At 56.9% G+C, this 14,809-nt stretch carries 15 protein-coding genes; 6 read left to right on the forward strand and 9 right to left on the reverse strand.

Annotated elements, in window-relative coordinates:
- Positions 1 to 16: 16 nt before the first annotated feature.
- From RBB62_RS09955 to RBB62_RS09980, 6 genes are all read left to right on the forward strand, one after another.
- On the forward strand, positions 17 to 1,117 hold the full coding sequence (locus RBB62_RS09955; RefSeq protein WP_309398640.1) for a hemolysin family protein: 1,101 nt from the start codon (positions 17 to 19) through the stop codon (positions 1,115 to 1,117).
- Between the two features lie 142 nt (positions 1,118 to 1,259).
- A complete protein-coding gene (locus RBB62_RS09960; RefSeq protein ID WP_309398641.1) occupies positions 1,260 to 1,925 on the forward strand; it encodes a DUF134 domain-containing protein in 666 nt (221 codons plus the stop codon).
- Positions 1,922 to 2,332 (forward strand): NifB/NifX family molybdenum-iron cluster-binding protein, encoded by a 411-nt coding sequence (locus tag RBB62_RS09965; protein WP_309398642.1) that lies wholly within the window; start codon positions 1,922 to 1,924, stop codon positions 2,330 to 2,332. The genes RBB62_RS09960 and RBB62_RS09965 overlap by 4 nt, the downstream gene beginning before the upstream one ends.
- Positions 2,333 to 2,506: 174 nt before the next feature.
- Positions 2,507 to 2,902 carry an aspartate 1-decarboxylase gene (gene panD, locus RBB62_RS09970; protein ID WP_309398643.1) on the forward strand — a complete coding sequence of 132 codons (396 nt, stop codon included), beginning with the start codon at positions 2,507 to 2,509 and terminating at the stop codon, positions 2,900 to 2,902.
- Positions 2,903 to 3,042: 140 nt separating this feature from the next.
- Positions 3,043 to 3,501, forward strand: coding sequence for an acetolactate synthase (locus RBB62_RS09975; protein WP_309398644.1), 459 nt, complete (start codon positions 3,043 to 3,045; stop codon positions 3,499 to 3,501).
- A gap of 181 nt (positions 3,502 to 3,682) precedes the next feature.
- Positions 3,683 to 4,561 carry an IS110 family RNA-guided transposase gene (locus RBB62_RS09980; RefSeq protein WP_309398645.1) on the forward strand — a complete coding sequence of 293 codons (879 nt, stop codon included), beginning with the start codon at positions 3,683 to 3,685 and terminating at the stop codon, positions 4,559 to 4,561.
- Positions 4,562 to 4,992: 431 nt separating this feature from the next.
- Here the strand turns inward: RBB62_RS09980 and RBB62_RS09985 are convergent, their stop codons facing one another.
- From RBB62_RS09985 to RBB62_RS10025, 9 genes are all read right to left on the reverse strand, one after another.
- Positions 4,993 to 5,844, reverse strand: coding sequence for an LpxI family protein (locus RBB62_RS09985; RefSeq protein WP_309398646.1), 852 nt, complete (start codon positions 5,842 to 5,844; stop codon positions 4,993 to 4,995).
- Positions 5,845 to 6,588, reverse strand: coding sequence for a FecR family protein (locus RBB62_RS09990; protein ID WP_309398647.1), 744 nt, complete (start codon positions 6,586 to 6,588; stop codon positions 5,845 to 5,847). It lies immediately after the preceding gene.
- A gap of 3 nt (positions 6,589 to 6,591) precedes the next feature.
- Positions 6,592 to 9,216, reverse strand: coding sequence for a leucine--tRNA ligase (gene leuS / locus RBB62_RS09995; RefSeq protein ID WP_309398648.1), 2,625 nt, complete (start codon positions 9,214 to 9,216; stop codon positions 6,592 to 6,594).
- 46 nt (positions 9,217 to 9,262) lie between these two features.
- Positions 9,263 to 9,613: a hypothetical protein gene (locus RBB62_RS10000; RefSeq protein ID WP_309398649.1), complete on the reverse strand. Its 351-nt coding sequence runs from the start codon at positions 9,611 to 9,613 to the stop codon at positions 9,263 to 9,265.
- A gap of 64 nt (positions 9,614 to 9,677) precedes the next feature.
- Positions 9,678 to 10,508, reverse strand: coding sequence for a hypothetical protein (locus RBB62_RS10005; RefSeq protein ID WP_309398650.1), 831 nt, complete (start codon positions 10,506 to 10,508; stop codon positions 9,678 to 9,680).
- 720 nt (positions 10,509 to 11,228) lie between these two features.
- On the reverse strand, positions 11,229 to 13,364 hold the full coding sequence (locus tag RBB62_RS10010) for a methyl-accepting chemotaxis protein (protein WP_309398651.1): 2,136 nt from the start codon (positions 13,362 to 13,364) through the stop codon (positions 11,229 to 11,231).
- A gap of 3 nt (positions 13,365 to 13,367) precedes the next feature.
- A complete protein-coding gene (locus RBB62_RS10015; RefSeq protein ID WP_309398652.1) occupies positions 13,368 to 13,796 on the reverse strand; it encodes a response regulator in 429 nt (142 codons plus the stop codon).
- Positions 13,797 to 13,807: 11 nt separating this feature from the next.
- A complete protein-coding gene (locus RBB62_RS10020; protein WP_309398653.1) occupies positions 13,808 to 14,257 on the reverse strand; it encodes a GNAT family N-acetyltransferase in 450 nt (149 codons plus the stop codon).
- Positions 14,258 to 14,261: 4 nt separating this feature from the next.
- Entirely contained in the window at positions 14,262 to 14,798 is a 537-nt protein-coding gene (locus RBB62_RS10025; protein WP_309398654.1) for a hypothetical protein, read from the reverse strand.
- Between the last annotated feature and the right edge of the window lie 11 nt (positions 14,799 to 14,809).

Consider the following 14,809-nt stretch of genomic DNA (forward strand, 5'->3'; position numbering starts at 1 on the left):
CCGCCCTCCTGCGCTGATGGACTATCTACCGCTCATCCTCGCAGTCATCTTTACGTTGTCCGTATCTGCCTTTTGCTCACTGCTAGAGGCCATGATCCTCAGCACCACAACGGTTGAAATTGAGAGCCTCAAGAACAAAGCGCCAAAGCGCGGAGCTCTGCTGGAAAAGTTTAAAACAGACATCGAAGAAACATCTTCCGCGATTCTCACGTTGAATACCGTCGCCAATACCTTGGGCGCCACGCTGTCAGGAGGTTTTGCCGTCAAGCTATTCGTTGAAAACCCAAAGTTTGCAGTTCACTATTTTCCACTGCTGCTCACCGCTGCGATTCTCATCTTTTCCGAAGTCATTCCGAAGAATGTCGGCGTGCTCTACCGCCCTTCCCTACAGCCGCTGATGGTCTATCCACTGCACATAATTCGCATTACCATGTGGCCAATATCCAAGGCATGTAAAGCCTTGGTCAACTTAATCGCCGGTAAGCGCAACGTGGAAGAATCGGGCGAAGAAGAGATCATCCTTCTGGCTGAAAAAAGCGCCAAAGAGGGTACTCTAACCGCTGACGAGAGCCTCATCATTTCTAACGCCCTAAGTCTGGACGATGTTAAGATCAGCGAAATCATGACACCACGCACGGTTGTGTCGGCCCTCGAATGCTCGGAAACCATTGGCGAAGTATTTGCACGACTGCCAAACATCCCATTTGCTCGGCTACCTGTTTACGATGAAAACATCGACAATATCGTCGGGGTCGTCCGGCGACGTGACCTGCTAAAGGCCAAGGCTGAAGACCGAGACGCCGTCACGGTCAAACAACTGACTCAATCAGTCATCTACGTTCCCGACACTGCGAACGCCGCACATGCGCTACAGCAGTTCCTCAAGAACCATCAACAGCTCGCGGTTACTGTGGATGAATTTGGCTCCGTCTCAGGCGTAGTCACGATGGAAGACGTGATGGAGCACATTCTCGGGCAGGAAATCTTCGAAAAGGATGACGTCGCCGTGGACATGCGTGAGCTCGCCCGCCGCAAGCAAATTGCCGAAGCACGCCGCGAGGCGCGTAATGAAGCAGTCGCTAACGGCGCGGTCACCCCAGCTCGGGAAGTCGGATAAGCCAAGCCACGCTTACTTCTCCCGTACTGTGAGTTAGAAAGCATGCTTAATCGCGTGTTTTCCCCTCCTTCTAAGCGTGCAAAAGAGCTGGTTACAGGTTGCTCATTTCGGGAATATTCCCGTTACTAAAACCATACAACTCATGGGACGCCCTACTAAACAACGCCAGCTTCAAGGTATGCCCTCCCCTAAGGTTTACCTGCCGGTGAACCCAACTGAGCGCCAGCTAAAGCCCTACGCCGAAGTATCTCTGCTCGATTTCGAAGTCATGCGACTAGTGGACGGACATGCGCTGACTCTTCGCGAAGCCGCTAACGAACTTGGAGTTTCCCACAGCACTGCTGGCCGCATGCTAGAGCGAGCACGCCGCTCGATCGCCCTGGGCATTGAACGCAACCGTCCCCTTTGCATCGATGCCGAAGAAACCGCAGACTTTCAAATCAAGTTTGATGAAATAGAGCCTGACTCTGGACAACCTCCTCCAGAGCGCATCATTGCAATTGCGAGTGAGGATGGCGATCTCGACAGCTCAGTTAGCTCTATCTTTGGTCGCGCCAGATATTTCATTATCCACAATTCTGTTACCACACACACGACGGTCCTGGAGAACGCAGGGGCCCACGTCCGGCGACAAGCAGCGCAAGCCGCAATCCACTGTCTCAGGCAAGCAAACGTTACAGATATTGTCGCCGGACGCTTTGGCCCTGATGCGATAGAGTTACTCGCAGAAGTCTGCATCGTGCCGCACACCGCAAAGGGCGTTTCCAACCACGAAGTCATTCAATACATCAAGGTAAAATCCGCATGACAGCCACCCAAAACATCCAGCGCCTGGCCGTACCCGTTGAGGCCGACCAAGGCCATGATTCAGTAATTTGCGTCCACTTCGGCAAGGCTCCGTTCTTTGCCATCGTGGATGCCGACGGAGGCAACTATGAGTGCCTGAGTGCAGACAACCTGCGAATGACAGGTGAATGTGCCCCAATTCAAGGCCTCAGTCAACGCGGTTGCCGCATCCTCTTCGGACAAAACATGGGCCGTGGGGCCCTACAGCGGGCGCATGAAGCAGGTTTGCTTATTTTTCATGCTGACAATTGCCGCACCGTAGCGGAATTGCTAAAAAAACATCAGGAAGGGCTCAGCATTGATTTGCCCGACAGCGCACTCTGCAATCACCACGATCACGGCCACGACCATTGCAAATGCGGCCATTAATCACTCATATCCAGTTAGTTACATTCCTCCACTAGCAAAACCAATTCGTGAAAGATCCCACGCATCAGGGAATAGTATTTGGCTAATTCTCCACTTGTGCATTGACGCTCGGTAAAAGTTAATGTGAACTAAACGATTCTGTGTACGGAAATTGCTGTGCCTTTAACTAAGACAATGTTAGTCGATATTCTAAAGAGTAAAATTTTGCGAGCCGAAGTCACTGAAGCAGAAGTTGACTATGAGGGCTCACTAGCCATTGACGCGGAGTTGATGGAGCGCATCGGCCTGCTCCCCTTCGAGAAAATTCTTGTAGGCAACATATCGAATGGCGAACGCTTGGAAACCTACGCCATCGAGGCCCCTGCCGGGTCCCGCAAGTTTGCCCTCAACGGCGCTGCCGCCCACCGAGGCAAACCCGGAGACCTGCTTGTCATCATGTCCTTTGCGCGCATGACTGCCGAGGAAGCCAAGGAGTGGACCCCCCGCGTTGTAGTCTTGGCGGATGGTAATCAGACCATCGTTAAGGAGCGGGCACCAGGCCTCGAAAATGCGGAATTCCGCGTGGTCTAAGCCGCCCTAATCGGTATCTCTACAGGAAACCATTAGCTAGCCAAGCGTCCAAGTCGCTTAAGCGAAATTTGCTCGCTGGGAACTACTCTGGATAATTAGTAGTTGTCATGGTTCTCTAAGCGGCTTACAACAACTGGCTTATGAGTGCGGAAATACTGCGCAGTCCGGGTGACGACTGCATCCGGCAATTCTCAATCTTTGCCGATAACAAAGTTGGGCGACTGAATGACATCATTATGATGCTCGCCCAGCACAATATCCACATACTGTCGATCTGCACGGTCGACACGACGGACAGCGCCATACTCCGATTGATACCGGATTATTGGGAGGACGCCAAAAAGCTCTTCGAAGAACAGGGATTGGCCTTCTCCTTGAACGAGGTCATGGTGGTTGAATTCGATTCTGAAAAGGACATCCGAAACGTGACCTGCGCCCTCACACAAACGGAGATAAATATTCACTACACCTACCCCATGCTCATGCGCCCACAAGGTAAGTGTGGCCTCGTCCTGCATTTGGAAGATAATGATATGGCCACAGATATTCTCTCCTCCAGTGGCATAAAGGTTCTCAAACTCAGCGACCTCGCTCGCTAGAACATTAGCGAACTGTAGCCGGTTTGCGACGTTTGGGAAGGCTGAAGCCTTGCCCTCGCGCAAATCATTGCCAGTCATGGTGCGGCAAGTCGATGAGAGCCACTTTGATTTCTACACGACCGCAAGCGGCTAGAGATAACATGAAGTTGCCGGGTCCAGCCCTTGCTCACCCCGGCAACCGATGATAGATCAAAAACAATACCTGGCCGTTAAGCTCGGCATCGATGTTCACGCTGACAGCTACGTGGTGGTTCCGCAGGATTGGGACGAGCAGGGGCGCGGAGTCAAAAGCGATTCGCTGGACGCGCTGGCTTTGTGCCAGCGTCTGGACCGCTACGTCGGCGGCAACCGCAAAGCCTTCACGGTGGTGCATGTGCCGAGCCTCAAGCAGGAGCGTCAACGCGCCCGCTGCCGCCTGCGCGAGCAGATCCAGAAGCACCGCAAAAGCTTGCAGGGGCAAGGTCGCTCGCTGCTGCTGACGCAGGACATTCGCGTGAAAGGCCAGTGGTGGCAAGGCACCCGCTGGCGTGAGCTGGAGGAGTCCGCACCGCAGTGGGTGTTGCAACACCTGAGCGTGCTGCGCGAGCTGCTGCAGGCAGTTTGTCAGCAGGAAAAAGCGCTGACCGAAGAGCTCGAGCAAGACGCCCCCAAGGCGCTGCCACGCGGCATCGGCGCGCTGACTTATCGCCAACTGGGTGTGGAGATGTGCGACTGGAGTCGTTTCAACAACCGCCGCCAAGTCAGCAGCTACACCGGGCTGTGCCCCAGCGAACATTCCTCGGGCAAAAAGCGCAGGCAGGGCCACATCACCAAACACGGCAACCCGCGCGTGCGCGCCAAGCTGGTCGAGTGCGCCTGGCGCCTGGTGCGCTATCAGCCCAACTACCCGCCGATCCAAAAGTTCCGCGCCGCCTTGCTGGAAAAGAAAACCTCCCCGGCAGCCAGGAAAAAAGCCATCGTCGCGGTCGCCCGACGACTGGCCGTGGACCTGTGGCGACTCTTTACCGACCAAACCACCCCCGAGCAAATCGGCCTGCTCATCAAACCGCAAATAGGATAACTTCGCTCAAGATAAACAAAGTAGAAAAGCCAACCCAATAATCTTTCCGGTGAAGGAGCGCGTCTGGAAAAATGTATGGGCCAAGCCCGTTCTAGAGATAAGACCGCCTGCCACCCTCAAACGACATTGAATACGTCATTAAGCGCCGACCAGTCGCGCGCGCATAGCAGTATAAGCCGCTTGAAAACAAGCGAGCAACCGAGGGAGGACTTCAGAACCGAACAACAACAACAAGCATGCTTGACTCAAAAAACTTCATAGCAGCATTTTTCAATAAACCCTCAATGACGTCACCTCATTGCCCAATATGGTCATACCTGCCCAACGATACTCCGCGTCAATAGGGCCGGGCGCAGCAAGCCCACCGAGTTTCTGGACATGCGGTCAGATGAATTTTAGGTAGCACGCGACTTCACCGAATCATTTTGCGGTCAAGTAGCCGAAAAACCGATCAGCGTGATGCCGCGTTGCTTCGCGGCCGCGAGGACGTTGGGCTTGTCGAGCATGATGACGTTGTCGGCCTCAAGGGCGGCGGCTTTAATGCCGTGCTGGGCCATGGTTTCGAGGGTCTTGTCGCCGAAGACGGGGACGTCGAAACGGTAGTCCTGGTTGGGCTTCACGGTCTTCACAAAGACCATTTCCTTGGCGCTAAACGTGCCGGCGCGCTCGAGCATTTTGTCCGTGCCTTCAAAGGCTTCGACGGCGACGACCGTGCCGCGGTTGACCACGATGCCCTGGCCGACATCGAGGCGCGCCATCTCGCGGCAGATGTGCACGCCGTGCTGGAGCGAGTCCTCGTCGGGCTGGAATTTACCGGCGGTCATCAGGCCGGGGCTCGCCATTTGGTCATCGAGAAATGCTCGGGCGTCGAGCAGGGCGCAGTCGATCTTTGCCATCTCGTCGGCGAGGGCGCCAAAGATGGTTTCGGCGTTGCGATGCTTGAGCTTGGCGAGGATCGCAACGGCCTTCAGGTCGGGATGCAGGCCCTTGAATAAACGCCCGGGCGTGATCTGCCCGACCATCATCGACGACCGCGCGCCGAAGCGCTTGAGCGCCTTGAGCATGTGGCCGACTTGGCCGACTTTGATCATGGCGCGTTGGTCGGCGGGAAAACTTTCGTAGAGGTCGAGCCGGGTTTCGCCCTCGAAGGCGACCAGGCACACGGGCACGCCAGCAGCGCGGAGACGCTCTACCGTGAGGACCGGATAAAGGCGCTGCCCGGCGATGACCGCCACCGGCTGCGTGGGGTCGAAGTCGTCGGGAAGGTAGCGGGAGAGCGACACTTACAGTTTGGTGTTGTGGTAGGGCTTGCTGCTGCGAATCACGGGCGGCACGACGCGCATGGGCTCAATTGCGCCGTCACTGGTTTGGAAGAACCAGCGGCGCAGCGTGATCAGCGCAATGTCCGTTTGCGGGGTCCACTCCTGCGTCAGCGCGTCGGTGACGGGGCGGATCAAATTGCTGGGGTCCACGGCGTGGGCTTGCAGCCGGTAGCCGGCATTGAGCAGGTGGGTTTGGTCGCCAATCTGGATACTCGCGCGGCCCTTTAAAATCGCCACTTCCTTTTCCACGCCTTCGTGGATCAGCACGGCGGCTTGGGCCTTGAGCGAGGCTTCGACGCCATCTTCAAGCGACACTTTGAGCAGCGAGCTCGGGTTGGGGTCGCGCTGGGTTAAGGCGATTTGCCCTTGAATGAGCGTCAGCTTTAAGTCCGAGCGGCTGGGCTCGAACTCGAAGTCATCCGGGCGCGACTCGAAGGGCATTTGGTCGTAGCGATCAACGCGCAGGCGGGTGTTGGCGCTCACGTAAACCGCCACGCCGTTGGAAAACACAAGGGCGGCAAAGCCGTCGGCGTTGGTGGTAATTTCCACGCCGGTCGGCTCGAAGCCCTTGGCAATTTCCAGCACCTGCCCGTCCTTGGTCGCCGTGGCTTGGGCCAGGCTGTCAAACACGGCCAAGCCGTCCGCCGCGCGCAAACTGGCAGTCAGCGCGAGGAGGCAGGCGAGGGCAGTGGCAAACAGACGCATGGCTTACTTGACGACGAGGTTGACGATGCGGCCGGGGACGTAGATCTCCTTGACGATGTTCTTGCCGTCGGTCTGCGCCTGCACGGTGGGCAGGGCCTTGGCTTGGGCGAGGGCGTCGTCCTTCGAGATGTCCTTGGCGACTTCGAGGTTGCCGCGCAGCTTGCCGTTGACCTGCACCATCAGCTTAACGGTGTCCGAGGCCAGCTTGGACTCGTCGTGCTTAGGCCAGGGGGCGTTGGCAATCGCGGGCTGCTCGCCGAGGCGTTCCCAGAGCTCTTCCGCGATGTGTGGCGCCAGCGGCGCGAGCAGTTGCAGGAAGGTCTTGGCCGAAGCGATGTTCAGCTTCTCGGCTTTGGCAAACTGGTTGATGCAGGTCATCATCTGCGAGATCGCGGTGTTGAAGCCGAGGCTCTCGTAGTCACTGGTGACCTTCTTGATTGTGGCGTGGAGCGCGCGCGCGGTATCGGCGTCGTCCTCGTCGTTGCCCAGCTTGGCGGCGGGTTCGCCATCGTCGCCGATGAACGTGCGCCAGACCTTTTTCAAGAAACGGTCGATGCCCATGATGCCGTCGGTGTTCCACGGTTTCATGGCTTCCAGCGGTCCGAGGAACATCAGATACATACGCATGGCGTCGGCCCCGTGGTCGGCAATGACCACCTCGGGGTTGACGACGTTGCCGCGGCTCTTGGACATCTTTTCGCCGTCTTCACCCAGGATGATGCCCTGGTGGAACAGCTTTTGGAACGGCTCCTTGGTTTTGAGCACGCCGATGTCGTGCAGGAACAGGTGCCAGAAGCGCGCGTAAAGCAGGTGCAGCACGGCGTGCTCGGCGCCGCCCACGTAGAGGTCGGGCGTTTGCCAGTATTCCTCGACTTGCGGGTCGATGATGAAGTCCGGGTTGTGCGGATCCATGTAGCGCAGGTAATACCAGCACGAGCCGGCCCACTGCGGCATGGTGTTGGTCTCGCGCTGCGCGGCGACCCAGTCCTCGCCAGGGCATTCGGTGAGCTGCTCCAAGTCGTCCACGATCTTGACGTGGGGGACGGTCTCGCCGGTCTTCAAATTCAGCCAAACATTGAGCCACTCGCTGGCCTTGGCCAACGGGCTTTCGCCGGTGCCGGTCGGTTGGTAGGACTCCACCTCGGGCAGCGTCAGTGGCAAGTATTGCGTGGGCACGGGCACCGCGTGCAGCGTCTCGCCTTCGATCACGCAAGTGACGGGCTTGACGGGCAGGGTGCGGGTCAGCTCGCTTTTATCGAGCGACTTCAGCTTGGCGTAGTCTTTCTCGGTCAGCCAGAGGACCGGGAACGGCTCACCCCAGTAACGCTGACGCGAGAACAGCCAGTCGCGCAGCTTGTAATTAACCGCTTCCTTACCGGCGTCCTTGGACTGCAGCTCGCCAATGATCTTTTTCTTGGCGTCGGCCACGTTGAGACCGTTCAAAATCTCGGAGTTGATGAGCTTGCCGTCGCCGGTGTAGGCCTCGGTCAGCTCGCCATCGCCGTCCTTGTCTTCGATGACCTGGACGATGTCCAAGCCGAACTCCTTGGCGAATTCGAAGTCGCGCTCGTCGTGGGCGGGCACGGCCATGATCGCGCCGGTGCCGTAGGTGATCAGCACGTAGTCCGCTACCCAAACCGGGATCTTGTTGCCGTTGACCGGGTTGATCGCAAAGCCGCCGGTGAAGACGCCGGTCTTCTCCTTGGACAGCTCGGCGCGCTCCAGGTCGCTCTTGCTCTTGGCCTTTTCCACGTAGGCTTCCACGGCGTCGCGTTGGGCGTCGGTGGTGATCTGCGCCAGCAGCGGGTGCTCGGGGGCGACGACCATGTAAGTCGCGCCGAAAAGGGTGTCCGGGCGAGTGGTGAAGACGCGCAGTTTCGCGTCGATGCCGTCGAGGGCGAAGTCGACTTCGGCGCCGGTGCTGCGGCCAATCCAGTTGGCTTGCAGGCGCTTGGTGGAGTCGGGCCAGTCAACGTCCTTCAGGCCGGCGAGCAGCTTGTCCGCATACTTGGTGATGCGCAGGACCCACTGGCGCAGCGGGCGACGCTCCACGGGGAAGCTGCCACGCTCGGAGCGCGGGCCTTCGGGCGTGTTGAGGACTTCTTCATTGGCCAGCACGGTGCCCAGCTCCGGGCAATACCACACGGGCTTTTCGTCGACGTAGGCCAGGCCATGCTGGAACAGCTGGGTGAAGATCCACTGCGTCCACTTAAAGTAAGTCGGGTCGGTCGTGTTGACCTCGCGGTCCCAATCGTAGGTCAGGCCGATCTGCTTGAGCTGGCGCTTGAAGTTGCCGATGTTTTCGGCGGTCACCTCAGCGGGGGGGCGTCCGGTCTTGATCGCAAACTGCTCGGTGGGCAGGCCAAAAGCGTCCCAACCCATCGGGTGCAGCACGTTGAAGCCCTGGGACTTCTTCATGCGCTTGAGCGCGTCTGTGGCGGTGTAGCCCTCGGGGTGGCCGATGTGGAGACCGGCACCGGACGGATACGGGAACATATCCAGGAGGTAAAACTTGGGCGCGGCTTGGTCGCCTGCGGCTGGAGTCGGCGCGGCGAAGGTCTTGTTGTCGGCCCAGTAGTTTTGCCACTTGGACTCGATTTCGGCGGGTTGGTAATCGGCGGTTTTCATCGCTTTGATGGGAAACCGACCGAGTTTGGACGTTTACGCGGGGGCGTCAAGGACGCGTCTCGGTTTCGAGCGCTTTCAATTCCGCCTTCAGCCGGGTGACTGCCTGCACGCGCTGAGTGACGATTAAAACGCCCAAGGCGAGCAACGCGCCACCCAAAATGCAGCTGCCCCACATGGCCGCCGGGTTCACCGCGATGAAGGAGAAAAACATCGTGATGACACCTGCCGCGATCAGGGGCAGGGCGTAGGTGGTGATGCCGTCGCGCTCCTCCTTGATCTGCTGTTCGATCAGGCGGTCTTGCGGAATCTCCTCCACGGGCACGGACTCGCGCAGAAAGGCCTTTTCCTTGGCCAGTAGACGCTTTTGCCGCTCCAGAATGCTGAAGTCTTCAGTCACAACGCAATATTGAAAGCAAATTCGCCCGCCGCGGCAACTTCATTTACTCGCAGCCTATTGGTAATTATTGAAAGTTAATGGCCGCGGAACGTCGCCTAATTCTGTGGCGTAGGAACACCAGAACACCCATCAGCCCGGACATCATGATGGCGGTATTTCGGGGCTCAGGCACGATTTCGGGGTCAGTGAGGTAGCCGCTGGTGATCTCGTAGTAATAGTCCGAGCCGCTGTCGCTGAACTCATAGTAGGAGAACAGCGTGTTGTAATCCTCTCCCGTGAATTGATTCATGAGGTCGACAAAGTCGACTAGGTAAAGCGTATCGCTGTCCGATAACGCGGCGGTGCCGTCACTCGCATTCTCTGTCAGGTATTCATCGCTCTGGTTTTGCGCGGCTTGATAGACCGCGTATTGGAAGCCGCTGCTGCTGTCCGGCGCGCCTGAGATTGCACCGTCAAAAGAGAGGGTCAGTTGGTTCGAGCCAGACTCTTTGAATTCGATAAACCAGTTACTGCTGTTATCATACCAAGTGTATTGCACCGAGATTTTCACGTTGGTGAATTCCTTGTCGTTACTGTAGGTGGCTGGCCAAGCGGGCCATTCATAAGTGAATGAGCCTCCGTCGCTTACCGTGAATTTGAAGTCGACGCTGTTGACCGCAATGCCATCCAGATCGGTGGAGAAACTCACATTGCTGATTGAGCCGATGCCGGCCTCATCCCAGGTCATCGTCCAATCACTTTTCGTGTAGTTGGTGGTGTCTGAACCAACCGTGATTTTTCCATCCACGTAGCCATCGAATTGGACTTGGGTGTCCGACTGACTGACCGCGCTGGTCGTGGCGCTTAGCAATAGCCAGGTGATCAAAGAAATTGAGTGTAGTAGTGATACTTTCATGATGTCGCGTGATCTTGAAGATAAACGGCTCCGTTGAAGGAATATAACACAGCGAAAGTTAATGGCTGGTTAACGCTGGCTGGGAGCAAGGGACGCTGCCCTGACATAATCCTGCAAGCACCTAACAGGCGTGGGACGACTTAGCGAGCTTTTCATCTAACTTGGCCGATCAGGCCGCAGCGCTTTTCCGCGTCAGCTTCGTTGGTTCTGCGATCAGGCGGTCTTGCGGGATGTCTTCCATGACGACTGCGGCATTGTTACCTCGTATCAAGGCGTTTGTTGCTTTGAGATAGCCACTTGTGTTGGAGTAACGCAGCCTCCTGTACTGCTGCTTACGTCCATGAACGTAGACCCCTTACGTCCCGGGACGTAGGCCGGTTACGTCCGTGGACGTAGCTCTCCTACGCTCATGGGCGTAAGGACCAACACGCGAGGGGCTTTAAAGGCAACCAACGGCTAGGTTTGGCAACGCACACGGCTAGGTTCGGGGCACGTTAAGGGCTACGTTTACAATAATCCCAGCTGGGCCAACGGCTGAAGACCATGCTGGATGATACTGGCCAGCGGGGACGCTGGCCGCTACCCCAAGCGTCAAGCAACCGAGCAGAGGTAGCGGCTAGCGTCCCAGCTAGCCACCCACGTATGATGGCTATTTCGAATGTCCATTGGCCCGAGCCGAAAGGCTGATTCTCCAAAACTCTGGGTGCAGCGGCACGCTGCTTAGGACTTGGTGTCGAATTTGTCTATGCCGCTGCGCAGGACCTTGACTGCCTGCTGGAGGTCCATGGTGGCTTGGTTAAAGCCGCTGATCGATGCCGTGGTCGCACGGGCGGCATCCTTGAGCTGGAGCATCGCCTCGTCGATGTGTTGCGCGCCAACGGACTGCGTGTCCATGCCGTGCTTCACCGACTTAAACTGCACCGTCAAATCCTGCACATGCTTGATGATACCGCCGAGCTGATCGCTGACCGTCTTCACGCCGAGCACACTCTGCTTCATTTGTGCGCTAAAGTGCTCCATCTCGACCACGCCGCTGTCCACCGATGCGTGCATTTCCTTGATCATCTGCTCAATGTCGAGCGTGGCGACTGCGGTCTGGTCGGAAAGGCGGCGAATCTCTCGCGCAACCACTGAGAAGCCCAGACCATACTCGCCCGCCTTCTCGGCCTCGATCGCCGCATTGAGCGAGAGCAGGTTCGTCTGATCGGCTACCGTGGTGATCGTCGTGATGACGCGGTTGACGTTTTTCGCGCGCTCACTGATGACCGACAGCTTGCCGGAAATCGTGTCATTGGACTCCGCCAGCGCGTTCATCATCGTCTCCATCTGCTCAAGGCTCTTGCGCCCAGAGTCTGCCAAATCCTTGGTTTCGTTGGCGCTGGCGGTCACGTCGCTCATCGTGTTGGAGAGCTCTTGTGAGGTCGTGGAAATTTCCTTCACCGCGGCGGCGATGGAGTTCGTCGATGTCTCAAATTCATTGACCGATTTTTCCTGCGCCTTGGCATTGGAGGAAATCTTGGTCGCCGTCGAGGTGAGCTGCATGCTCGAGCCCTTCACCTGGCTGATCAGCACATTGAGGTTGCCGATCATGGTCTTGATCGCGCGCAGCAGCGTGCCGGTTTCGTCCTCGGTTTTCACCTCGACCTTCGCGGTCAAGTCGCCATCGGCCACGCGGCTGGCGAGCTTGGCCGCATGCGAAATGCGCTGCGCAATGTTATTCGCCAGCCACACCATGATGGCCAGCGTCAGAGCCAAACCAATGAACGAAATCACCACCAGGAACGCGATGCGTTCATTGACCGGCGCGTAAATTTCATCGCGATCCACACTCATGACGAGCGTCCAACTGCCCGTCGGTATTTTTACCGCGTCGTAAAAACGCTCCACCCCGTCAACGCCCGTCACCAGCTCGACATCGGAATTGCCGCGCATTTTATAAAACTTCAGCAGGGTTTCATTTTCGGTAATGTCTTCAATACGCTTGGCCTTCAGTTTGTCTTCCGGCAACGCCACATCGCCATCGATGGTCGACGCGATGATGCGGCCGCGCTTGCTGATCAGCGTAAACTCCGCCGTATCGTATTGCTTGAGGCTCTCGAGATAACTCTCCATGAACGCCAAGGCGCGGTCCACACCGGCGATGCCTTTAAACTCACCGTCGATAATGATCGGGTATGTCTGCTCCACGATCAGCTTGCCCTCATAAACGTAGGGCTCGGTGACCATCGCCAGCGCGTTAACAGGGTCGTCCGTTTGCTTGGCGCGCGCGGGGTTGTAGTGCTTGCTCAGTTCGCTGGCGAAGGAAATGTTGCGCAGCTCGGACTCGTCCTGCGCCAGGTTTTTTGCGCCCTGATAATAAAAGCTCTCTTCCATGTCGACGAGCGGCTCCAGCCCGAGCTGCGAATCATCCTCATGCAGGCGATACCAGTAGGGCAAAAAGCGGCCATCGGGCATCAGCGCCCGCTTGTCTTCCTCGCTCGCGGTCACCAGAAACTCCGCGTCTTCGCCGTCGGCATTCGGCTCATAGCCAAAGTAGGCGCCGGTCAACTGCGGGTGCTTGGCCAGCACTTCCTCCGCGTAGCGAATCGACGCTTCACGCTGCCCAAACATGCCGGCTTCCTGCGCCAAGGCCATTGTCTTGGGGAAGGTGATCGTCTCCAGATTCGTTTTATCAATCTCCTGCGCCGCGCGCTCCGTGGTGAGGTTGATGTTCTTCAACGCACCGGCTTCGAGCTGGTTGTAAAACTCCCCAAGCAGGAGGTAGCAGATCAGCGCAATCGTCGCGACGACCGGCAGCGCCACGCACACAATGATCTGTGAGCGGATGCTGTGAAACTGAAGCGTGGTGCGTTCCATAACTTAGGCGTTGGCCGCAACGGCCTGGCGGAGATGACGCAGTTCGAGCGAGGTGTCGATCTTGGCGGTGAGCAGGATCGGGTTGAAAAGCTTCGGCATGTAGTCGTCCGCGCCATCGGTGATGCACTGGGCGACACTCTCAATGTTGTCCACGGCGGTGACCATGATCACGGCGATGTCTTTCCACTTCGGGTCGGCCTTGATCGCCTTGAGCGTATCGTAGCCATTGAGCACCGGCATCTGAATATCGAGCAGGATCAGGTCGATCGGCTTCTCGGCAATGTAGTCCAGGCACTGCTGACCATCTTCGACCGAGTCGATGTTTTCATAACCGGCCTGCGACAAATGCCGCAGCATCATCACGCGCATCATGTTCGTATCCTCAACAACGAGGATGCGCGCCTTGCGTGGTTCAAAAGGTGGGAGATTCATGAGCAGAATTATTATTTACAGCTGCCGGGCTGCGGGTCCGAGGGCTCCGCTTCAGTCGATTGGCTAGGCTTCATCATCCACGCGCGCGGATGTTTCTCAAACCCTATTTTCGGGTAGAATTCATTGGCCGCCGGCGCCGAAAGCAGCGTGATGAAACAAGTCGGCTCCAGCGCCGCGCGGGTTTCCTCAACCAGCCGCGCGCCGATGCCTCGCTTCTGGTAATCCACATGGACGGCCAAGTCGGCAAGATAGGCCACGTATGCAAAGTCCGTTAGCGTCCTGGATATGCCGACAAGTTTATCGCCATCCCACGCGGTAATGGTCAAGTCGCCATGCTCCATCATCGCCTGCATGACAGCATGATTCTCCACCGGCCGCCGCTCGCCCAAAGTAGCCGCGCGGTAAAGCTCGATGAATTGATCGAGGTCAAGCTGGGCGTCGCGCTGGTAGGTGATGGGCATACTCCTAGATGTAATCAGCTTGGTATTTTTTTAGAAAAGCTTCAGCCTCTTTTCGGAAGTAGGCTTCCTGATTCGCAATATTTATGCCCTTGAATACTGAGAGTAGCGGGCCGTATTCCTCCTCACTCAGCTGTATTGAATCTTCCAAATAGAGCCAAACATCATATCGATTATCGAAGCGAAGATTAGGATCAAAATTGGTGTCTACCCAAATAGCATAAAGAGAATTCAAGGCGCTTCGCTGAGATAATCGACCTTCTAAATAATCAGAGCACAGCATACACGCATAGTCCGAATATGCCTGCTTTATATCAGGCAATTTCAGATCTAATTCCTGAATTGCAAGAGACAGGTCGGTGCGAAACTCCTCTAAGTTCTGATTCTTAACTTGAAGCGTATAGCCAGCGACATAGGCGAGGTGTTTAGAAGACTTTCCCTGAACGAGTAGCTCACACGCCCAATCAATCACTTCTTGCCCTAAATCATGGCCAAGAGCTATATGAACTAAAAGTTCACGCGTGCTTATCGCTTGTGCTGTCATGCCAAAATCGC

It is taken from the genome of Cerasicoccus maritimus (assembly GCA_031296935.1).
Lineage (GTDB): Bacteria > Verrucomicrobiota > Verrucomicrobiia > Opitutales > Cerasicoccaceae > Cerasicoccus > Cerasicoccus maritimus.